The sequence below is a fragment of the Prevotella micans F0438 genome, assembly GCF_000243035.1.
GTDB lineage: Bacteria > Bacteroidota > Bacteroidia > Bacteroidales > Bacteroidaceae > Prevotella > Prevotella micans.
The window spans coordinates 52,134-75,164 of sequence record NZ_JH594523.1; the positions used below are offsets into that span (position 1 = coordinate 52,134).

Consider the following 23,031-nt stretch of genomic DNA (forward strand, 5'->3'; position numbering starts at 1 on the left):
CGGCTGCAAAATTAAACATATTTTCAAAAACGACACAAATAAGGATAGTATTTTTGATTCAAAGCATTTCAGTGGAGAGGAAATTATTCGACGATGAACCCAGCGGTTCTCAGATCGGCCCAAAAATTAGGATATGATTTCGAAACAACTTCGGGATTCTTTATCGTGATTTCGCCCAAACAAATTGAAAGTGGAGCGAAAGACATGGCCATACGGTGGTCATCGTAAGTATCGATTATCGGGGCAACGTCGGGAGTACATCGTTCACCATTCCAAAGGATGTCGTCGCCTATAATATGAAGCACGTAGCCTAACTTAGCCATCTCACGTCGCATGGCCTCGATACGATCGGTTTCCTTTATTCGGAGACTCGAAAGACCAGTAAATAAGAAATGCGTGTTCATTACGGGGCACAGAGCAATGAGAGTTTGAACAAGATCGGGCTGATTGATGAAATCATATTCGAAACGCGGCAAAGGACGTTGATGTTTCGTGAGGATCAAATTTGTTAGGACACCCGACTGTTTGCTTTCAAAAGCGGTTTTCACGCCGAGTAGTGAAAAGATGTATTTCGAAGCCGAATCTCCTTGTCGTGAGGCATTCATAAGTCCAGGCAACACTATTCTGCTATTGGGGTCAGCAATCAGAGATAGAATGGCATACCAATAACCGGCCGATGTCCAATCATTTTCTATCGTGTAGTCACGTTTACAATATGGTTGAGCTTCAACAGCGATGGTATTGACATCCGTCCATTCGGCAATGGCTCCAAACTCATGCATCACGTGCAAAGTCAGGTCAATGTAGGGCCGCGAAATGATTTCGCCAAGTAGTCGAAGTTCCAATCCATCGTCAAGCATAGGCGCAATGAGCAGCAATGCCGAAATGAATTGTGAGCTCACATTGCCAGGCACATCCAATTGGCCTCCATGCAATCGGCGTCCTTTGATTCGCAGTGGTGGGAACCCTTCTTCGACCTCATATTCAATATCAGCACCAAGACTTCTAAGGGCCTCCACAAGCTCTTTTATGGGCCTATGTTTCATGCGGTCGCTGCCCGTGAGTAAATGCTCCTCACCCTCACTAATACTTAGATAGGCAGTCATAAATCGCATGGCTGTTCCGGACGCCATAATGTTGATAATATCGGGTCTAAGAGTGAGTGCGCGTACAATCACGTCTGTATCGTCGCAATCCGAAAGATTCTGAGGGAATATACCACTACCCGTAAGCGCATTAATGATTAAAGCACGATTACTTATGCTTTTTGAGGCAGGAAGATTAATAATCGTGTCGATATTTTGGGGAGCTTTTATGGTGTATTTCATTCCTGAATTTATTGTTTTTCTTACTCACGCAAAAGTAAGTAGATACTCACAATTAATTATCCCTGAATTTATCTCTATTCTCGGCCACAGAGTGCCAGCGACTAAAAAAGATATTAGTCGGAGTTTTACAGAGATTTCTATTTTATTATCAAAACTCACGTATGAATATAAGATTTCCTAAATTTGCGATTGCAACCGTATATAAAAAGTGCTCCTACGGTTGTCCGCAGGAGCAAGAAATCTTCGGCTTATAGCCTTGTTGTGAAAAGTCTTCACTGTGTATTTGATTGCAAATGTACTATTCAGACTTGAATAAACAAATAAAAAATAAATATGATACAAAAAATTTTTGGACTGGACCTTGGAACAAATTCAATAGGTTCTTCTGTTAGAAACCTAGAACTGGGAGAAAATCTTACGGAACAGCTGGAATTCTTTTCCTCAGATATCTTCGGAAGTAGCGTAAGCAAAAACAGTAATGGACGAGAATATTCATTAGCCGGTAATCGATCGGCACATCGCAGAAGTCGTGGACTGAATGAGGCAAGAAGGCGTAAGCTGTGGGCTACACTCGACTTACTTATTGAGCATGGTTTATGCCCAATGTCGCCTGATTCTCTAATGCAATGGCGTACTTATGACAAGCAAAAAGGATTGTACAGGCAGTATCCCATTGAAGATAAAGACTTCAATGCGTGGATCATGCTCGACTTTAATGGTGACGGAAAGCCTGATTATTCCAGTCCTTATCAACTCCGAAGAGAATTGGTAGTACGCCAATTTGATTTTGACCAGCCTATAGAGCGATATAAACTTGGACGAGCCTTATATCATATTGCTCAACACAGGGGATTCAAAAGTAGCAAAGGAGAAACCATAGCGGACCAGGAAAAGAACGAGAAGAAGCCTATTGCTGAGGAGGGTGCTGACATTGCCAACGAGATGAAGGCTTCGGAAACGAAACTCTCCAAAGGATTGGTTGCTTATATGCAAGAGAATCATCTAAAGACTGTTGGCGAGGCTTTTGCTAAACTTGAGGATGAAAGAGTAAGGATCAGGAATAATGAAAGTTATAGGGCAATACGGTCGCAATACCAGGATGAGATTAAAGAAATTTTTACTTATCAAAAAAAATTGTCGGTAGAAAGCGAACTATACGAACGTCTGACAAGTGAAAAGAAAGGTGTGGGCACAATTTTCTATAAGCGTCCATTACGGTCACAGCGGGGAAACGTGGGAAAATGTACGCTTGAGCGCAACAAACCACGCTGCCCGATAGGACGTCCTGAATTTGAGGAATTCCGCGCATGGACACTCATAAACAACATAAAAATAAGAGAAACGGCAGGAGAACCTTATAAACAACTCCCAATAAAACTACGGCAGGAACTTTTGAAAGACTGTTTCCTCTCCAAGGTAAAAGCTGATTTCAAGTTTGAGGATATCAGAAAGTATATAGAAAAACGATTGGGACTTAGTTTCTCAAACGACGACAAGACCATTAACTATAAAGACAGTGTAAGCATTGCCGCTTGTCCTGTCACTGTCCGTATGAAAAAGCTCTTGGGAGAAAACTGGGCAAACTGCCGGATTGACGGAGAAAAACGGAGACAGGCACATGGAAAGAATAATAATAATGAGCACATTGTAAGTTATACGGAAGAAGATATTTGGCATGTATGCTATAATGCGGAAGATCCGGAAGAAGTCTCCAATTTTGCAAGAAAAGCCCTGCATTGGGACGAGAATAAAATCAAGGAATTAGTACGTCTTTGGACTTCTATACCGCAAGGCTATGCTATGCTTAGTTTGAAAGCCATCCGAAATATCAACCGTATGCTGCTTTTAGGGCTTAAATATTCGGATGCGGTATTACTTGCTAAGTTACCCGATATTGTACCTGTGTCTGACGAAGATATCTTAGCTATTACCAAAGAGTTTCTACAGTTGGAGGACAAACTGAATCAAGAGAAGCAAATCAATAATATTGTCAACTCTCTGATTGCTAACTATAAGTCGAAACTTGAAGAGAACCGCTTTGCCGACCACAATTATCAATACCAGTTGGGTGAAGGAGATGACGAGGATATAAATACACAGATAAAGAGTCATATTGGTGCTAAACTCTGGGTACAGATAGGTGCCGATGAGCAGACGAAAATTTTTCAGGCGGTTAGGAGTAAATATCAAGACTTCTTCAAGAGTTATAAGCGGAAGTTTGTGGAGTCTCCAAAGTTAGGAGAGCTGCTGGTAGCGTTTCTTACCGAAAAGTTCCCTAATGTAAAGAGTAAGCAGTGGGAACGGTTGTATCATCCTTCTCAAATAGCAATCTATCGCCCGATTCCTGTGGACAACGACCGTTCTAAATTACGCTTGGGTAATCCTAATATCGGTGCCATTAAAAATCCTACCGTTATGAGAGTCCTTAACACTTTGCGTAGGAGGGTTAATCAACTTTTGGATGATGGAGTCATATCGCCTGATGAAACACGAGTTGTTGTTGAAACCGCACGTGAGCTGAATGATGCAAATACAAAATGGGCATTAGATAGATATAACAGGATTCGACGAGATGAAAATGAAAAGATAAGAAAAATCCTAAAAGAACTTAATCCTACCACAAATAGTATAAGTGAGCAAGACATTGATAAAGCCCGCTATATTTTTGAGCAGTGCGAGACAGATTTTTATACCGATGGGAAAGTACCTTACTATAACAAGGATATAAAAAAGTATAAGCTCTGGCTGGAACAAGGAGGACAATGTCTGTACACAGGGCAAACCATAAATCTGACAAACCTCTTCAATCCTAATGCTTTCGATATGGAACACACGATTCCTAAAAGTATCAGCTTCGATAATTCCGACCAGAACCTTACGCTCTGTGAATCCTATTATAACCGTTTTATCAAGAAGAACAATATCCCGACAGATATGCCTAATTACGACAAGGATGTAACGATAAACGGAAAAGAATACACAGCTATCAAGCCAAGACTCCAGAGATGGAAAGAACGTGTGGATAGGCTTAGCCGAAATGTTGATTTCTGGAAAGGACAGGCAAGACGAGCACAAGATAAAGACAGAAAAGACGAGTGTATCCGCGAAAAACATCTGTGGGATATGGAACTGGCATATTGGAAGGGAAAACTGGAACGCTTCACAATGACTGATGTTACCGATGGCTTTAAGAATAGTCAGCTTGTAGATACCCGTGTTATAACCCGTCATGCAGTTTTATATTTGAAAAGTATCTTCAACCATGTCGAAGTACAGAGAGGTGAAACGACTGCCGAGTTCCGCAAAATTCTTGGTCTTCAAAGTATAGATGAGAAGAAAGATCGTAGTCTTCACTCCCACCACGCTATTGATGCAACTATGCTAACTGTTATACCATCGGCGGCAAAGAGAGACCGTATGCTTGAACTGTTTTATAAGATTGAGGAGACTAAAAAAGCACTCAAGAATTATAACGATAACAATAAGACAGGCTTAAATCTCGAACTCAAAGGGCTGGAAGAAAAATTGGATAAAGAAAAGAAAGACTGCCGGGTTGGAAGACGTGTCAATGATCTTGACAGGTTTATCAATGAGAATATCATTGTTAGTCATCACACAAAGGATCAAGCTTTGACTCCGGCTCATCGTAGGTTAAGGAAACGAGGCAAAATTGTAGGAGGAAAAGAACATCCACGTTGGCAGACGGGAGATTCTCTAAGAGGAGAAATCCATAAGGCAAGTTATTATGGAGCTATCACACAGTTTGCAAAAGACGCAAATGGTAAAGTATTGATGAAAGACGGACAAGCACAAATAGACCCTACTATCTATTATGTGATACGGAGAGAACTTAAGTACAAGCGGTCGACACAAGACTCAGGTTTTACCAATTGGGAAGACTTGGAGAAAGTTATTGTCGATACAGATCTTTTCGGCCTGATGAAAGGGCAGTTCCCCGAAGGAACATCCTTTAAAGATGCCTGCGAACAAGGTTTTTATATGATAAAGAAAGGAAAAAATGGTGAGGGAGATGTCAAGACGCATAGGATAAGGCATGTGCGATGCAAGGCTGTCAAAACGGCATTGAGAATTAAGGAGCAGACTTATAAGTCTTCCAAGGATTATAAGCAATTCTTCTATGCAGCTGTAGGAGACTTGTACGTGATGTGTTACTATACGGATGGCAAGAAACGCGATTTCAAGATATACAGTTTGTATGACATATCGAATCATCGGAAATCGGGCACAGAAGATATTCCGAAGTTTATTACCGATAAGAAAGGAAATCATTTGCCCCTTGACTACAAGTTACGCACAGGCGACATGGTGTTGCTCTATAAAGATAATCCTGAGGAGCTGAAAGATTTAGATCAAGTTAATTTGAAACGACGTCTATACAAGGTCAACCGTTTCGAATCTGAGGGCCTAATTATCTTATTGACTCATCACTTATCAACAACAACCGAAAGAGGTTGTTCCATAGGTAAAATAGAGAATTATCAAAACCTCCCGACAGCTATCCGCTGTGGAATCAAGACAATTAAATTCCTGATAATGGGCAAGCACCGTGACTTTGTGATTAGGAATGGTAACATAGAATTCAAACACTGATGATAAAGAAAACCCTATACTTTGGGAATCCGGCTTATCTTTCACTTCGTAATGAGCAATTGGTTATACGATTGCCCGAAGTTGAGAAAGCAAATCTTCCGGAGGCGATAAAACAGGAAAGCACCAGAACGATTCCAATAGAAGATATTGGCGTCATGGTGCTCGACAATAAACAAATAACCATAACGCAGGGAGTTCTGGCAGCATTGCTCAACAATACGGTCACCGTGATAACATGCGATAACAAACGAATGCCAACAGGAATGCTGCTTCCACTTTCAGGAAACACATTGCACCAAGAACGTTTCCGCAATCAGATAGAAGCAGCCGTTCCTTTACGAAAACAGTTATGGCAACAAACTGTCAAGGCGAAAATTGAGAATCAAGCCTTCTGTTTGCAGAAGAACACGTCAAAATCATTCGCTCCTCTACATGTTCTTGCCCGTAGTGTGAGAAGCGATGATGCTGATAACAATGAGGCCCAGGCGGCAGCCTATTACTGGAAAAACATTTTCCCCAACCTACCTGATTTTACGAGAGATAAAGAAGGAACACCGCCCAACAACCTATTGAACTACGGATACGCCATTCTGCGTGCAGTGATTGCGCGAGCATTAGTTGGAAGTGGATTGCTTCCCGTCTATGGTATCCACCATCATAACCGCTACAATGCCTATTGTTTGGCCGACGATATTATGGAGCCTTATCGCCCGTTCGTCGACGACTTGGTTATCAAAACCACTAACAAAAAAGAAATCCCCGCAGAATTGACTACCGAACTTAAACAAGAGATGCTCATGATACCTGTTCTTGATGTACTTATTGGAGGCAAACGCAGTCCATTGATGATTGCAGCAGGACAAACCACGGCAAGCCTTGCGAAATGTTATAATGGCGAGAGTCGCAATATTGCTTATCCATCTTTCGTCTGATGCAAAGACTTAGCGAATATAGAGTCATGTGGGTGATGATTTTCTTCGACCTTCCAACCAATACGGTCAAAGAAAAACGCGCCTACACCGTTTTCCGAAAAGATTTAATGAAAGACGGCTTCACCATGTTTCAATTCTCCATCTATGTTCGCCATTGTGCCAGCAGAGAAAATGCAGATGTCCATGTGAAGCGTGTAAAATCCTTTATGCCCCGTTCGGGGAAAGTCTGTATAATGGTTATAACCGACAAACAGTTCGGTGATATTGAGGTTTTCAGTGGTACAAAGCCGCTCGCACCTAATGCCCCCGGTCAACAGCTCGAATTATTCTAAAAATCGGGCAAGGAACATACTCAAAACCTTATTAGCAGATATTGAGAGAAGCTAATCTCTTAGGGATTTGGTTCGTCCTTTCGTCAGGAGAACGAAACCCATGGAGTTTGACTTGTCTGCTCCCCTAAAGAATCATATTTTGTTCGTCGCTCTTCGCTCCCTGTCAACTTGGGCGTCAGCCCGCATGTAGGGACAGACTGCGTGTCTGTCCTACCGTTCGACAGGGCTGATAAACATATTATCCTATCAAACCACCAGGCGATTGTACATTCATTCGGGTTAAGGGGCTGGCCGGACAAACACGCGGTCTGTCCCTACATGCGGGCTACCTTCCGAATCCACGTCGATTCGGACTGCATCCGGCTATTTCTTGACCGCATGAGAGCCAAATACAATTGTATTTGCCCTCCTTTCACCAGGAGAACAGAAACCCCATGTGGTTTTGCCATCATTTCATGTTAAGAACTGAGTTTGATACCGGATTTCAACGCTCCAACTTCAAGAAGAAGTTGGAGCGTTGAAATCCGGGTGCTCCTTTTTCGAGCCGGAGAGAATTAGTTTGACTCCTGATAGAATTTCACCCCGTCGAATATATCTCCCGCGCTTATACCTACGTCTACTCGGCGTGCTTTACCACTATTATTAGGATATATTTCGGCAGTAAGCACATTACCTTTTATTTTGAGTTTGAACCAGCTTCCCGACAGTTCATCTAGTTTCTTTTGTGAAATATTATTGCCATTCTCAAGAACACTTTCCATCCAAAATGTTTGATAATTGGTGCACATTACTTGGATTGTTGCACCTGTACTTGGAACCTTAATGTTTCTGCTGGCATCCATCTCCGTACTGGCCCGAAGTTCCATGGGATCCCAAACGCCATCGTCGTCAGCCAGGTTGCAGGAGGTGAGGACACAGAGCATTGAAACGAAAACAAAAATAATCTTCTTCATTGTTGTTGTTATTGTTATTAGAAAAAATTGACTTGTGAGGTTGTTTGCAAAGCTAACATTTATGCCGCTCTAGTTCTTGAGTTGCGGATATTGTATTCGCGTGTGATACATCGACATCAAACGCTCGATGAGAACCTTCTTTGCCGTGGCGATGTCGTGGAATGTGATGGGGCAGTCGGTAAAAAATCCGTCGGCCATTTGAGCGTCTATGAGGCGATTCACAAGGGCACTGATAGTTTCTTCAGTATATTCAGTTAGCGAACGCGAGGCTGCCTCTACGGTATCACTCATCATCAATATGGCCTGCTCGCGTGTCGATGGGTTTGGACCGGGATAACGGAACGGGGCTTCGTCGACTTCCTCGCCAGGATGAGTGTTGCGATAATTTATGTAGAAATATTTCACGAGTCCATTGCCGTGATGGGTCGTGATGAATTCTTTTATAACTTTTGGGAGATTATACTTCTCGGCCAGTCTCAACCCTTCGTTCACGTGATTGATTATGATGTGCGCACTTTCTAGATCGGAAATCTTGTCGTGCGGATTCACCCCGGCCTGGTTTTCGGTAAAAAATACTGGGTTTTCCATCTTTCCGATGTCGTGATAAAGAGCTCCTGTTCTAACTAGCTGTCCTTTCGCTCCGATTTTATTTGCAATTTCGGCTGCCAGGTTCCCAACAGTTATGGAATGCTGGAATGTTCCGGGTGCCACCTCACTTAGTCGGCGTAGAATTTCGTTATTTGTGTTCGAAAGTTCAAAAAGAGTGACAGTGGAGATGAACCCGAATGTTTTTTCGATTACTAGCATGAGCGGATAAGTGAAAAGCAGCAGGAATCCGTTTACAAAGAAGTGATAGTAAACCGTTTGATCGAGCTTTGAGAAGTCGTCGGCTTGAATAAGTTGGATTGCAAAATATATCGCTGCCGAACCGAGGGTTACAAGTAGAGCCGTGAGGAATATCTGACTTCGTTTCGAAAGTTCGCGAAGGGAGAATATGGCCACAAGCCCGGCCACAAGCTGCACAATTATGAATTCATATTGATATTTCACCGCCACTGCACACACCAGCACCATCGTTGCATGAGCAATAAATGCCGTTCGCGAATCCATGAACACACGAACAAATATCGGAGCCATGGCAAAAGGCAGAATATAGACACTTAGGATGTTGTGCTCCATCATAAATGAAGTGAGAATCGGGAATATCACAAGCATCGCATAGAGTAGCGATATGGCTCGCGGTTTGTCGAAATAATCCTTCCGGAACAGAGCCAAATAGAGCGTGAAAAGTCCAATGAGAATGAGCACATAGAGTGCCTGTCCGAATAACGTAGAAGACTCCTCGTCTTTCGATTCGTTCATCTTCTCCATTGCTTTTTCGAACGAGTTGAGTACCCGGAAAGTATGAGCATCTACGATATCGCCTCGGTCGATGATTCGTTGTCCTTTAAGCACCATTCCCGAAGCCTGGGGTACAAGACTGAGCATATCGGCCATCTCGCTCTGACTGCGTTTCTTATCGTAGATGAGGTTCGGTTCAATGTATTCGTTAAGGTTGCACTGTTGCAATTCGGTTCGTTTCAGCTCTAGCAACGGGTCCATGAAAATGTGCTCGTAGGCTCCCATAGTTGAATAAATTTTACTAATGGGTTTGCTCACAGCCTGCTTCCCGGTTATCACATGGATCATGTTATTTGTATCGCGTATCTGCTCGGAAAACTGCTGCGCACTCATTATTCCATTGGAATACAGTTCATGCAAACGCTTGACGATAGCATCGTTATAAGCAGATGAGAGGCCAGGTATACCTTTCTCATATTTCTCCCTGAACTGTGAAATCTTCTTCCCCTCTACTTCTGTATTGAGATTGAAATAGGGCTGGAAATGCTGCATTATTGAGTCGCGTTCGCGTTTCAATGCTTCCTCGGACTTAAAAATCGGGAAGTCGAACTTTGCGATGAGCTGACCATACATCCACGGCTTACCCTCATCGTAGTGGAAGAGCTTTCCTTTTGTCCTCGGGAGGAAGAAAACAATGAGCACCATGGTTAAGATGACGAGTATGCTACGGGTGATTAGATTACGCCAGTGATAATCTCCGTTATTCTTGTATATCTGCATGTTTACTTATGTTGCGTGAGCCGCAAAAATACTAAAAAACGTAGAGTTATTCAGCTTGTACATCGGATGCTGGATATAATAATATACGTTTAATGAAGAACGGCTACTTATAGAATTACAGTAACTTTGCGCGACATGAAAACAACCGATATTCGACCGAAAGGCAACCCAATTGATTACACGATAAACATTCGAGGACGACTGCTCGACTTGAGTCGGCCTATTGTTATGGGCATTCTGAACGCCACGCCCGACTCATTCTTCGCCGATAGCAGAGTTCAAACCGAGAAAGAAATATTCAATCGCGCGAACAGTATAATTACCGAAGGAGCTAAAATAATCGACGTGGGTGCCTGTTCCACACGTCCAGGTGGCGAAGTAGCTAGCGAGGAAGAAGAGATGCGTCGACTGGAAATAGCGTTGCCCATCATTCGCAAGGCACAACCCGATGCAATTATATCAATAGACACTTTCCGCGCTTCAGTAGCTAGAAGATGCGTCGAAGATTTCGGGGCCGACATAATAAATGATGTTGAGGAAGGCAAAGACCCCGATATGTTCGCCACAGTTGCCGAACTGGGCGTACCGTATATCCTTATGTCGACTGCACCGAATTTGCATGACATGCTGATACGGTTCGCCGACAAATTGCAAAGGTTACGCGAATTGCGGCAGAAAGATATAATTATCGATCCGGGGTTCGGATTCGGCAAGACAATGGATGAAAACTATACCCTTCTAAACGAGATGGAGCGCCTACAGGTGCTCGAACTGCCTATGCTCGTCGGCATAAGTCGCAAACGAATGATTCACAAACTCCTCGGCATAACTCCCACTGAAAGCCTGAACGGCACAACAGTCCTAAACACCATAGCCCTGAGCAAAGGCGCATCCATATTGCGGGTACACGATATCAGAGCTGCCATCGAAGCCGTGATTATCTACAACGAGATGATTTCCAAAACAAAATAACAAAAACTATGTTCTTCGAATTCAGTATAAAGGACGCCATCGACATAATCCTAGTAGCGCTGATGCTCTACTACCTGTATCGGCTGATGAAAGAATCACGCTCGCTAAACGTATTTGTGGGTATAATGCTGTTCGTCATTTTATGGCTCATTGTGAGTCAGGTTCTAGAAATGCGCCTACTGGGCAGCATAATGGATAAGCTCGTTTCTGTCGGCGTAATCGGCTTAATAGTGCTCTTTCAGGAAGAAATCCGCCACTTCCTTTATAGTCTTGGCGCTCATCGGAAGGTTCGGAATCTGATGCAACTCTTCACCAACAGCAACAAAGAAGATGTCGACAAAGAGGCTATAATTCCAATCGTCATGGCCTGCATGAGCATGAGCCGTGGAAAAATAGGCGCACTGATTGTCGTTGAACGAGGAATATTGCTGGGCGACATAATCGAAACGGGCGATATAATCGACGCCAGAATAAATCAACGTCTCATTGAAAACATATTTTTCAAGAACTCACCTCTACACGACGGTGCAATGATAATTTCGAAAAAACGTATCAAGGCTGCAGGCTGTATCCTGCCCGTGAGTCACAAACAAGACATTCCCAAACAACTCGGTTTGCGCCATAGAGCCGCTATGGGTATCTCGCAAGATTCCGACGCCATCGCTATTGTGGTTTCTGAAGAAACTGGCAATATAAGCGTGGCCATACACGGTGAATTTCAGCTCCACCTATCAGCCGAGCAGCTGGAAAGTATTCTCACAAAAGAAATGATCCAGTAAAATAAAAGGATAGCTTATCATTTAGCCTATAAGGAAACATTTATATATAAAAGAAACGCCGGGACTCTCAACGAGCTCCGGCGTTTTGGTTATGTTTAACTCAAAATTCTTCAATTAGAAGGGAACCTCACGGTCACCTTTGTAATCCTGAATGATCCGTTAAACTTTACCTTAAATAGATAACTAAAAACCTAAATCTATTACTACTAACCTAAACAATCTATTAACCTTTTGACGATGCAAAGGTAGAGCAGCGATTAGTTTCTCGCAATAGTAATGCTAAGATAACTGTATTTTAATTCATCTTTCTTGACTTACATCAAATCGACTAGCATATTCTGTCCTTTGGCATAGTGTGGTTCAACCTAGCTAATCTATAAGAAGAGAATATCTATACCAATATTCCAAAAAGGGTTGTATACAGCGACTAGTAGTAATCAGTGGCTGTACTAATTTTGAAGAGAGCTAGCATTAACTTTAAACAGTGTCGCCATTACTCGCGATTAGAGCCAGAACTAAATAATAATAGCTCTGCTATTGGCTGACTACTTAATTAATTCTTACTTCAGAAAGAGTCTATAAAATCGTTCGCGCTTACTCTTGAAAATGCATACGTGAGCGCATAAATTTCTTCACGTGTCCCCGTGAAAAGCAACACGTGAGAAAATTTACGGGGACACGTGTCGGCCGACAACGCAACACGTAAAGAAATTTATGCGCTCACGTATGCGATTTCAAGAGCACGTTTACACCACCGAAAAGCATTGCGAATCGGAGAGCAAAATGATGTGTGAAGATATTTCATCGCAGAGCCTTTCATACCGGTTATGCACTGGTTTTCAAAAGAGAAGAAAGTTTCACAGTTACAATCTATTTATCCCTATCTTTGCGCGTATTATGGCAATAAGACAAACATCCCTTAAAGAACGGAAACGAATTGACATTCGCGAGCCACGAAGATATAAAGTGATTATTCACAACGATGAGGTCACAACAATGGATTTCGTTGTAAGAGTGCTACGCGAAGTATTCTTCATGTCGCCCGAAGATGCAGAAACAATGATGATGAAAGTACACAATGAAGGCGAATCGGTTGTGGGAATTTATTCCTACGACATTGCACGCTCAAAAGTAAGCAAGGCTATGTCTATGGCCCGCGAAGAAAAGTTTCCGCTACGTTTAACTTACGAACCCGAATTATGATTAAGTCTGGAGAAGTGCCCGTAACACCATGGCTCGGACGAGCTATCGGCACAACAATGGCAATGGCCGCATTGATGCATTATGAATTCGCTATTCCCGAACTGTTTCTTACCAATGCGATGAATCAGAAACCGTTCCAGATAGCAATGACCGACGATGTGATAGACAAAAATAAACTCAACCAAAAACTCAATAACTATCTCGTCGCACAGGAACGGGTGACGGGAGATGACGAGAAAACCGAAACCCGATTCTCCGAACAACTCCAAGAACTCTTCACCAACGGACTCAACATTGCCCTGAAAAGCGGCGAAAAACTGCTCGACGTGCCTCACATGGTGCGTGCGATGTTCGACCTGAAAGAATCGATGGCAGCATTCTGTCTCAAAACGACCGTGAACGACGAAGACAAATTCATCAACAAACTATCCGAAGCTTATAGCCGATTTTCAGCTAGCGAGGAAGCCCCGAACGACCCACAAATGACTCTAATGCGCGAGGAAGAAACCGAAGAAGGAGAAACAACCAACGAAGATACACCCTGGAAACAACTCGTGACAAACATAAACGACATACTCGACAGTCATAACCCACTCATCGGGCGCGAAGCAGAACTCGACAGAACAATACAGATTCTCTGCCGAAAGGAAAAGAACAATCCGCTACACATAGGCGACCCCGGAGTGGGAAAGACATCGCTCGTTTACGGCCTGGCCAAAAGAATCAAAGCCGGCAATGTTCCGCCCCGCCTCCAAAGATGCAAAATCTATCAGATGGACATGAGCACACTCCTGGCCGGAGCACAATTCAGGGGCGACTTTGAGAAACGACTCAAAGCGGTTATGGATGGGGCAACCGAAGAAGGAAACGTAATAATCTACCTCGACGAAATACATAACATCATCGGAGCCGGAACAACATCCGACGGTGGGCCCGATGCTTCGAATATGCTCAAGCCCTACCTCGAAGCCGGTAACATACGCTTCATCGGTTCGACAACCTACGACGAGTACAACCGACACATGTCGCGCTCGAAAGGAATCGTTCGCCGCTTTCAACAAATCGACATCCAAGAGCCATCCATCGAGACAACAATCGAAATCGTACGCGGACTCAAAAAGCAATACGAAACCTATCACAACGTACGCTATCGTCCAGTAACCCTGGAATACGCCGTCCGAGCAAGTGCGAAATACATACACGACCGCCATCTGCCCGACAAAGCCATCGACCTCATCGACGAAGCCGGAGCCTTTCTTGAACTACATCCCAATCAGGCTACGAACCAATTCGTAACCAAAGGCATAATCGACCAGATTCTCCAGAAAGTCTGCAAAATCGACGCAAAGGCAATGAAAGAAGAAAGCAACGAAAGCCTTCAAACACTCAACAAACGAATCAGCGCCAAGATATTCGGACAAGACCCGGCAGTTCGTCAAATCGTCGAAGCAGTGCAAATGGCCAAAGCCGGTTTGCTCGACGAGCAGAAACCCCTTGCAAATCTTCTCTTCGTTGGCCCCACCGGAGTAGGAAAAACCGAAGTGGCTAAAGTGCTCGCACAAGAACTCGGAATAGAACTAGTACGATTCGATATGAGCGAATACACCGAAAAGCATACCGTTGCCAAGCTCATTGGCTCGCCGGCCGGATATGTTGGCTACGAAGACGGCGGACTACTCACCGACGCAATCCGCAAGACACCTAACTGTGTACTATTGCTCGACGAAATCGAAAAAGCACATGCCGACATATACAATATTCTTCTACAGGTGATGGACTACGCCAAACTAACCGACAACCGCGGGCAGAAGGCCGACTTCAGAAACACCATACTCATCATGACATCAAACGCCGGAGCACAATTCGCCTCACAAGCCAATATCGGATTCGCCGGTCGAACAACACGAGGCGAAGCAATGCTCAAACAAATAAAACGAACCTTCAAACCCGAATTCATCAACCGCCTCTCATCAATTGTCGTATTCAACGAAATGAGCCGACAAATGGCCCAACTCATCCTCCAAAAGAAGCTCGACATACTTCAACAAATGCTCTCAGCAAAGAAAATCACCATGGAAATCACCCCCGAAGCCAACGAGCATCTACTCGCCCAAGGATTCACGCCCGAATACGGAGCACGCGAAATGGAACGCATCATCAACAACGAACTCAAACCGCTCTTCGTACACGAAATTCTCTTTGGCAAACTCAGAAAAGGCGGAGTGGCAACAGTTGAAGCAGTCAACAATAAGCTAAGGCTCAAAATCGGATAACTACATGGTGTTCCAACTCTACAAAGACATCATCGAATTCCCCGACCCGCACATGGGCGACGAAGACGGGCTCCTAGCAGTGGGAGGCGACCTGAGCACGGCCCGCCTCCTGATAGCTTATGAAAATGGAATATTCCCATGGTACGATTTCCGACGCTGCCCCCAAATAGAATGGTGGTGCCCGATGCAAAGATTCGTAATCTTTCCAGCCAACATCCACATCTCACACAGTATGCGAACCCTCCTAAACAAACAAGCCTACAAAACAACTATCAGTCAAGCCACAGAGAAAGTGATTGACCACTGCTCTCAACTACGCCTCAACCAACAAGGAGCCTGGCTCGGTAAAGAAATGGTTGCGGCATTCAAGGAGCTCAATCGAGCTGGCTATATTAAGAGCATAGAAGTATGGGACGCTCAACATCAGCTTGTCGGTGGACTCTACGGCGTCTCCATAGGTCGAAATTTCTTCGGCGAAAGCATGTTCTCGCTTACTCCATCAGCCTCTAAAATAGCCCTAATTGCACTTGCGGAAACACTAAAAAATAATGGCGGATTAATTGACTGCCAATTCGAAACTCCCCACCTCAAATCAATGGGCGGGACCACGATTCCTTACGATGATTATATGAAGATTCTTAACTCCTCCCTGAATTACAACAACCGGTTATTAGAAAAGGAATAGCCAACACTCTCTCAGCATTCACTAAAAAGATTATTTAAACGGGCGAACTTTTCCGCGCATATAGAAACTATCAGGTAAACAGAAGTTTCCGTATGCATATCTACACTAATTTACAGTAGTAGAGAATTAATTATCTAAACGTGGAGATATTATTATACAAGTGTGTATAACTCATTATACACACTTGTATAATTGTTTATACTAGTTAGTATAAGAAGCTATACACGTTTGTATAATTGTTTATACAAGTTAGTATAAGAAGCTATACACGTTTGTATAATTATTTGTACAAGTTAGTATAAGAAGTTGGATAAGTGGGGCTAATTAATCGGACAGACGTGTATAATACCATCGATGAATACTCTTGTCTGTAGCTATATAATTCCGGCAATTAGGGCTTATGCGCGACTTCGCCTGTTAAACAATACTCATGTCGAGCATACGCAAAAACTCAAGAGCGTCCACAATCTGGTGGACGCTCTTGAGTTGAATTGGGCGAAGGGGGCGTTATTTCTGACGGATGAAAATGTTTATCGGACAGCCATGGAATTGCCAGTTCTCGCGGATTTTGTTTTCTAGAAAGCGGCGATAGGGCTCTTTTACGTATTGGGGGAGGTTGGCGTAGAAGACAAAAGAGGGTATTTGGGTGTTGGGGAGTTGGGAGCAGTATTTTATTTTTATGTATTTGCCTTTTACTGATTGGGGAGGGGTTGCTTCGATGATTGGGAGCATTGTTTCGTTGAGCTTTGTCGTGCCTACGTGCATCTTTCGGTTGAGGTAGACTTGTTTTGCTTCTTCGAGTACTCGATAGATGCGCTGTTTGGTGAGGGCTGAGGCGAAGATTATCGGGAAGTCTACAAAGGGTGCCATGCGGTTTCGTATGGCATTTTCGAAGGTTGTTATGGCTTTTTGGCTTTTTTCTTCGACTAGGTCCCACTTGTTGACTACGACTACGAGACTTTTGTTGTTCTTTTGGATGAGTTGGAAGATGTTCATGTCTTGTGCTTCGATGCCTCGTGTGGCGTCAATCATTAGTATACAAACGTCAGAATTTTCAATACTTCGGATGGAGCGCATGACGGAGTAGAATTCAAGGTCCTCGGTTACTCGGTTCTTACGCCTGATACCCGCTGTGTCAACGAGATAGAAATCGAAGCCGAATTTGGTGTAACGTGTGTATATGCTGTCACGCGTAGTTCCGGCAATTTCGGTTACTATATTTCGGTCTTCACCGATGAAAGCATTTATGATGCTTGACTTTCCGGCGTTTGGTCGGCCAACAACTGCGAATCGTGGGAGCTCGTCTTCTGGGGCTTCATCGGGTAGATTTTGGAGTTTTTCGAGCAGAATATCTAGCAGGTCGCCTGAACCTCCTCCGCTCATGGCGCTGACGGGTATGGGTTCGCCGAGCCCGAGTTTATAGAACTCGGCTGTTTCGTAGTACTGCGCATTGTTGTCGACTTTGTTTGCTACGAGGATTACGGGGAGTTTTGTGCGTCTAAGAATTTGCGCAACGTCTTCATCCCAGTCGGTTATTCCAGTTTGCGTGTCGACTATGAATAGTACAAGGTCGGCTTCTTCGGTTGCTACGATAACTTGTCGCCTTATAGCGTCTTCGAATATATCATCGCTTTTAACCACCCATCCGCCAGTGTCGACGATGGAGAATTCTTTTCCGTTCCATTCGCATTTGCCATATTGCCGGTCGCGTGTGGTTCCGGCTGTTTCGCTGACAATGGCCCGACGTGATTTTGTGAGCCGATTGAAGAGGGTTGATTTCCCAACGTTGGGGCGTCCAACGATTGCTACTAAGTTTGCCATGTTGATGTGTTTTTAATCTTGGATGTATCCGAAGTTTGCCAGTTCTTTTTGAGAGTTTCGCCAGTCTTTCTGGACTTTGACGAATATTTCGAGATAGATTCCTTTATCGAAAAATCGTTCGAGCGATTTCCGAGCCTCAGTACTTACCTTTTTGAGAGCGTAGCCTTTATGCCCAATGATAATACCTTTCTGTGAGTTTCGTTCAACATAAATAATAGCACTGATGTTTATGTGCTGAGGGGTTTCTTTGAATTGTTCGACGGTGACTTCGACGGAGTAAGGAATCTCTTTATCGTAATAGCGTAGGATTTTTTCGCGTATAATCTCTGTTACGAAGAATTTGGCGGGTTTATCGGTGAGCTGGGCTTTATCGAAGTAAGCCGGGCTTTCGGGCAGTAGTTCCTCGATTCTTTTCATGAGAGTGTCAATACCGAATTTATTTTGGGCAGAAATCGGGAGAATCTCAGCATTGGGGAGTAGCCTATGCCATTTGTCGACTAGGGCGATGAGTTGTTTTTGGTTTATTAGGTCTATTTTGTTTATGAGCAGGATTACGGGAGTGTTTATGTTGCTCACTTTTGCAAGGAAGTCGGCATTCTTTTCCGGATTTTCGACGACGTCGGTGACATATAGTAGGATGTCGGCGTCGGTTAAGGCTGACTCCGAGAACTGTAGCATCATTTCCTGCATCTTATAATTTGGTTTGAGTACACCGGGTGTATCGGAAAACACGATTTGCGTGTCGGACGTATTTACTATACCCATTATACGATGACGTGTGGTTTGAGCTTTGAAAGTTGCGATGCTTATTTTCTCACCAACGAGTTGGTTCATGAGTGTGCTTTTTCCCACGTTAGGGTTGCCCACAATGTTTACAAATCCTGCTCTGTGCATATCTCTTCTTGTTTTGTGGAATTGAAAAACGCATCTAACTCTTTGGAGAAAGAAAGATGCGTTTGTCAAAGTTTTAAATTCTAAATATTGTCTTATTTCTTATCGGCTGCTGTTTTTCCGTCGTAAGCCCATTTGTAGAGCAATGCTCCGTTTACGAATCCTGCTCCGAAAGCTGTGAAAAGAATGTTGTCACCTTTCTTGAATTGTGATTCAAAATCCCATAGGACTAGTGGCATGCAAGCTGCACTCGTATTTCCGTAGTGCTGGATATTTACCAATACTTTTTCCATCGGAATACCGAGACGCTTCGAAACAGCCTCGATGATGCGGAGGTTTGCTTGGTGGCATACAACATGTGCAATGTCATCTTTCGTCAAGTTATTTCGTTTCAAAAGAACATCGCAATCGTCACCCATGGCAGTCACAGCATAGCGAAATACTGTTCGTCCCTCCTGATAAGTGTAGTGCAAACGGTGGTCGACTGTGAATCGGGATGAGGGACAAACCGAGCCCCCAGCTTTGATGTGTAGAAATGGAAGTCCTTTTCCGTCGGTGCGATGATAGGAATCTACTAATCCTATGTTCTCTTCTGTCGTACCTTCTACTAGAACTGCGCCGGCCCCATCGCCAAATAGCGGACAAGTTGCACGGTCGCGATAATCAGTTATCGCTGACATTTTATCAGCTCCTATGACAATGATTCGTTTGTATACTCCGCTTTGTATCATTTTGCACGCCACATCTAACGCATACATGAATCCACAGCAAGCAGCCGAGATGTCAAAAGCAAACGCGTTTTTCAAGCCGAGTTTCCCAAGAACGATGGAGGCTGTCGAAGGATGCACGTAGTCAGGAGTTGTCGTGGCTACGAGTATGGCGCCTATGGTATCGGGATCTACTTCTGTTTTCTTCAGAAGAAGTTTAGCAGCTTTACGCGCCATGTAGGAAGTGCCTAATCCTTCTTCGGTGAGTATTCGGCGTTCCTTAATTCCCGTGCGTGTCGTTATCCATTCATCGTTGGTATCAACCATTCTCGACAACTCTTCGTTGTTGAGAATATAGTCAGGAACATACCCTGCGACTCCTGTTATGACCGCATTGATTCGAGCCATTACTCAGCTGTTTCCTTAACGATAGCTACTTTCCCACGATAATAACCACAAGTGGGGCATACCGTGTGATAGACATAATATGCGCTACAGTTCGGACACACAGCTAATGTTGGTGCCACTGCTTTATCGTGAGTTCTTCTTTTGAGTGTACGAGTCTTTGACTGTCTTCTTTTTGGATGTGCCATAATTATTTATTCTTTAATGTTTTATTCTTTCAGTTTCGATAATGCAGCCCAGCGGGGATCTATTTCTTTCTCGTTTTCTTCACCATATCGGTTTGCGGTGTATTCTTCGAGTGTGTGTATCATAGCAGGATTGCATTCTCCTAGTTTATGAACATGTCTGATGGGTATTACAAGGATTAGAAATTCGTAGATAAACCAAGTAACATCTAGAATACCATCGTTTTCGGGTATTGTTAAGAGGGTGTCGTTTTCCTGGTTTTCTATTCCGAATCTAACTTCCAAACTTTGTTTTGTGTCGATTATTTGCTCCATAGGGTCAAGACAAATATCGCAGGGAATATTCACTGTACCAGTTTCATAGAAATTCAGGAAGAAGTTGTTATCTGCCGTTTTTTCGATATCGAGCGATACATACACCTTACCTCCATTTATTTGAGTAGCTTCGACGAACTTAAAGTAAGAATCATCGAGATTGAATTCAAGTTTGGTATGTCCCGTTTTCAATCCTTTCAAATCTATTCTAAGGGAGTCTAAGTCCATAATTGGCTGGCAAAGTTAATAAACTTTTTCTAACACAAAGACAAATCACTTCCTTTCGGTTATAAGGTCTGAAAGTCTTGTAGATATCGCAAAGAGGATATGTCCAAGCAAAAGACTACCGAGAATAATTCCGACGAAAAACAATACTCCGTGGATAGGTCGTGTAGCAAGCAGATTGGTTTGATATTTATAAAGTCCCGGAAGTTGTTCGGTTATGAGGTAAATGCAAAGAGTTGGAGTGAGAATAGTATTAAATAGAGGTTTATGTACACGGGGAAGTTGCCAAGTAAAGAAGAAGATCCCGATTGCCTGAAGAATGATGAGAGGATTATGATAGCCCAGGAAACGGAAAAGGTGAATTGTGCGAGGAGCAAAATGATTGATGACTAATTGTCCCACAACGAGTAACCCCACTGATAGACTCCAAAGTATGAGAGCTTTATTGCGTGATATGATTATACGATAGGTTTTCATATATCGCCCGAGGAAGTACATATAAAGTAGTCCGAAAAAGGTAGATCCTAGATTTGCCGTAGATATTATGGATAGAACTTGAATCATGGTGAGGGCAATAAGGACTATGTCAATTTGTTTTCGAGGTAAATGCTCGAAGCCGGCGTTGATAAGAGGCGAGAAAAGATAAACCATTATATAGGATGTCATGAACCACCAAAGGCTTGTAGAGATTGGTATGAAGTGGCGAATCATCGCTAGAGATTCAAATCTTACAAGTCCCATTTGAACCGACACTGCATAGGTCAGTACTGAGCATAGGAAGGCCAGTAGGCCAAGCATTATGAGCTTTTTCGTTTTGAAGCGAATGCCGAACCATCCGGAAATGAACATGAAAGTGTTTACAGCAGGACAGAGCAAAGCACATATAATAAAGGTGAGTTCCAGATTGTTTCCATAAGGTTCCCTGCCAATCATCTTATAGTTGAGTCCGTGTACCACGAGATGCCATGTATAGATAGCTAACATTAGTACGAAGCGTAGTAATTCAATGTTGGAATATCTTGTATTATTATTTGTCTGTCCCATTTACGTGTATTATTTCTTGAGTTCGATGGCGAATGTTGTACCTCGGCCCGGTTCGGAGTTCTTTACATAGATTCGACCATGATGATAGTCCTCAACGATTCTCTTGGCCAGCGACAAACCTAGTCCCCATCCTCGTTCTTTGGTCGTAAATCCAGGTCGAAATACGTTTTTGAGATTCTTCCGAGCTATTCCCTTACCGGTATCGCTGATTTCTACTATGGCCCGACGTTGGGTTTCGATTAACGATATGCTGATTGTTCCGTCCTGGTCTCCAATTGCATCAGCTGCGTTTCGACAGAGATTTTCGACAACCCATTGGAATAGTGATTGATTCAGCCTAACGATGATATCGTTACTTGGATAAACTTCCCTAATTATAATTTTCTTCGACGTTCTACGATCCATATAATCTACTGTCTGCGTTAGAATCTCATTCAAACTAGTAGGCAGTGGCTCGGGTAGAGACCCAATCTTCGAGAACCGATCCGCAATGAGCTGAAGCCTTTCGATATCTTTTTCCATTTCAGGCAGTAAATTATCTTCAGGATAACTCTCTTGCAATATAGTTGTCCAGGCGAGGAGCGACGATATGGGTGTACCTAGCTGATGAGCCGTCTCCTTGCTCAGTCCCACCCATACTTTGTTCTGCTCAGCTCGTTTTGATGTTTGAAGGGCGAAGATGGCAATGGCAACAAAGAGAATCACCACAGCCAACTGCGCGTAGGGATACACAGCAATTTGTTTAAGAAGCAACGAATCGTCATAGCATACCTCGATATAATCTCCCTGCCCACTACCGAGTTGTATTGGAATACTATGCCCCGCGGTTCTGAACTGAGTAGCGAGTTGTGTAATCTGTTCCAGGCTGTCTTTGGCTGTAGTTGCCTTTAGGGTTACGTTTCTATAGTCAGTCACATTTTGATGTTCGTCAAGTACGATTACAGGTATGGTATTATTCTCGTTGATGAGTTTGAGTACGAGTGCCAAGTCGGTGTTTTCATCGGCTTCGCTAAGCGATTTCATTGCTTCGGCCCAAATCTGCATCCGGCTCCGTTCTTGTTGTGCAAGATTACGGGTAAGGGCGTTGAAAATAATGAGCGACAATAGGGCTATGATTATAGCAGCTGCAATGAGGATTATTTTTATTTGTCGTGTTCTATCTGTCCACTGCATAGCTTAGGTATAACGTTTCAGCCCTTGATTTATTGTTTTTCAGAAATCCCCTTGGCCTATTGCATCGGGTAGAAGT

At 43.4% G+C, this 23,031-nt stretch carries 18 protein-coding genes; 8 read left to right on the forward strand and 10 right to left on the reverse strand.

All coding sequences use genetic code 11. The annotated features are described in order from the left end of the window. Nucleotides 1–83 precede the first annotated feature (83 nt). Nucleotides 84–1,328 (reverse strand): 3-phosphoshikimate 1-carboxyvinyltransferase, encoded by a 1,245-nt coding sequence (locus HMPREF9140_RS08020; RefSeq protein ID WP_006953193.1) that lies wholly within the window; start codon nucleotides 1,326–1,328, stop codon nucleotides 84–86. A gap of 333 nt (nucleotides 1,329–1,661) precedes the next feature. Between HMPREF9140_RS08020 and cas9 the strand changes: the two genes are divergently transcribed. The 3 genes from cas9 to cas2 are packed head-to-tail and all read left to right on the forward strand — an operon-like array spanning nucleotide 1,662 to nucleotide 7,203. Further along, nucleotides 1,662–5,939, forward strand: coding sequence for a type II CRISPR RNA-guided endonuclease Cas9 (gene cas9 / locus HMPREF9140_RS08025; RefSeq protein WP_006953194.1), 4,278 nt, complete (start codon nucleotides 1,662–1,664; stop codon nucleotides 5,937–5,939). Beyond that, nucleotides 5,939–6,871: a type II CRISPR-associated endonuclease Cas1 gene (cas1, locus tag HMPREF9140_RS08030; protein ID WP_006953195.1), complete on the forward strand. Its 933-nt coding sequence runs from the start codon at nucleotides 5,939–5,941 to the stop codon at nucleotides 6,869–6,871. The genes cas9 and cas1 overlap by 1 nt, the downstream gene beginning before the upstream one ends. Continuing rightward, a complete protein-coding gene (gene cas2 / locus HMPREF9140_RS08035) occupies nucleotides 6,871–7,203 on the forward strand; it encodes a CRISPR-associated endonuclease Cas2 (RefSeq protein ID WP_006953196.1) in 333 nt (110 codons plus the stop codon). Before cas1 ends, cas2 begins: the two co-directional genes overlap by 1 nt. A gap of 554 nt (nucleotides 7,204–7,757) precedes the next feature. Here cas2 and HMPREF9140_RS08040 read toward each other — a convergent pair. Both HMPREF9140_RS08040 and HMPREF9140_RS08045 read right to left on the reverse strand, forming a co-directional pair. Then, entirely contained in the window at nucleotides 7,758–8,156 is a 399-nt protein-coding gene (locus HMPREF9140_RS08040) for a hypothetical protein (RefSeq protein WP_006953197.1), read from the reverse strand. Nucleotides 8,157–8,225: 69 nt separating this feature from the next. Further along, the gene (locus tag HMPREF9140_RS08045) at nucleotides 8,226–10,277 is read right to left on the reverse strand and encodes an HD family phosphohydrolase (protein WP_006953198.1); all 2,052 of its coding nucleotides are present in this window, start codon (nucleotides 10,275–10,277) and stop codon (nucleotides 8,226–8,228) included. 135 nt (nucleotides 10,278–10,412) lie between these two features. Here HMPREF9140_RS08045 and folP point away from each other — a divergent pair, with 135 nt between their 5' ends. From folP to aat, 5 genes are all read left to right on the forward strand, one after another. Next, a complete protein-coding gene (folP, locus tag HMPREF9140_RS08050; protein ID WP_006953199.1) occupies nucleotides 10,413–11,249 on the forward strand; it encodes a dihydropteroate synthase in 837 nt (278 codons plus the stop codon). Between the two features lie 8 nt (nucleotides 11,250–11,257). Continuing rightward, nucleotides 11,258–12,028 carry a diadenylate cyclase CdaA gene (cdaA, locus tag HMPREF9140_RS08055; RefSeq protein WP_006953200.1) on the forward strand — a complete coding sequence of 257 codons (771 nt, stop codon included), beginning with the start codon at nucleotides 11,258–11,260 and terminating at the stop codon, nucleotides 12,026–12,028. An 897-nt stretch (nucleotides 12,029–12,925) separates the two neighbouring features. Beyond that, a complete protein-coding gene (locus tag HMPREF9140_RS08060) occupies nucleotides 12,926–13,231 on the forward strand; it encodes an ATP-dependent Clp protease adaptor ClpS (RefSeq protein WP_018572016.1) in 306 nt (101 codons plus the stop codon). 56 nt (nucleotides 13,232–13,287) lie between these two features. Then, nucleotides 13,288–15,504: an AAA family ATPase gene (locus HMPREF9140_RS08065; protein WP_238300703.1), complete on the forward strand. Its 2,217-nt coding sequence runs from the start codon at nucleotides 13,288–13,290 to the stop codon at nucleotides 15,502–15,504. Nucleotides 15,505–15,508: 4 nt separating this feature from the next. Beyond that, nucleotides 15,509–16,189: a leucyl/phenylalanyl-tRNA--protein transferase gene (aat, locus tag HMPREF9140_RS08070; RefSeq protein WP_006953203.1), complete on the forward strand. Its 681-nt coding sequence runs from the start codon at nucleotides 15,509–15,511 to the stop codon at nucleotides 16,187–16,189. Between the two features lie 507 nt (nucleotides 16,190–16,696). On the opposite strand, the gene der is transcribed toward aat, so the two are convergent. The 7 genes from der to HMPREF9140_RS08100 all read right to left on the reverse strand — a co-directional run bounded on the left by der (nucleotide 16,697) and on the right by HMPREF9140_RS08100 (nucleotide 22,955). Next, nucleotides 16,697–18,010 carry a ribosome biogenesis GTPase Der gene (gene der / locus HMPREF9140_RS08075; RefSeq protein WP_006953204.1) on the reverse strand — a complete coding sequence of 438 codons (1,314 nt, stop codon included), beginning with the start codon at nucleotides 18,008–18,010 and terminating at the stop codon, nucleotides 16,697–16,699. Nucleotides 18,011–18,022: 12 nt separating this feature from the next. Continuing rightward, on the reverse strand, nucleotides 18,023–18,904 hold the full coding sequence (gene era, locus HMPREF9140_RS08080) for a GTPase Era (protein ID WP_006953205.1): 882 nt from the start codon (nucleotides 18,902–18,904) through the stop codon (nucleotides 18,023–18,025). 92 nt (nucleotides 18,905–18,996) lie between these two features. Continuing rightward, nucleotides 18,997–20,016: a beta-ketoacyl-ACP synthase III gene (locus HMPREF9140_RS08085; RefSeq protein ID WP_006953206.1), complete on the reverse strand. Its 1,020-nt coding sequence runs from the start codon at nucleotides 20,014–20,016 to the stop codon at nucleotides 18,997–18,999. Continuing rightward, nucleotides 20,016–20,201: a 50S ribosomal protein L32 gene (gene rpmF, locus HMPREF9140_RS10345; protein ID WP_006953207.1), complete on the reverse strand. Its 186-nt coding sequence runs from the start codon at nucleotides 20,199–20,201 to the stop codon at nucleotides 20,016–20,018. The genes HMPREF9140_RS08085 and rpmF overlap by 1 nt, the downstream gene beginning before the upstream one ends. Before the next feature lie 21 nt (nucleotides 20,202–20,222). Then, entirely contained in the window at nucleotides 20,223–20,741 is a 519-nt protein-coding gene (locus HMPREF9140_RS08090; RefSeq protein ID WP_006953208.1) for a YceD family protein, read from the reverse strand. 45 nt (nucleotides 20,742–20,786) lie between these two features. Then, nucleotides 20,787–21,782: an acyltransferase family protein gene (locus HMPREF9140_RS08095; RefSeq protein WP_006953209.1), complete on the reverse strand. Its 996-nt coding sequence runs from the start codon at nucleotides 21,780–21,782 to the stop codon at nucleotides 20,787–20,789. 9 nt (nucleotides 21,783–21,791) lie between these two features. After that, nucleotides 21,792–22,955 (reverse strand): sensor histidine kinase, encoded by a 1,164-nt coding sequence (locus tag HMPREF9140_RS08100; protein WP_006953210.1) that lies wholly within the window; start codon nucleotides 22,953–22,955, stop codon nucleotides 21,792–21,794. Between the last annotated feature and the right edge of the window lie 76 nt (nucleotides 22,956–23,031).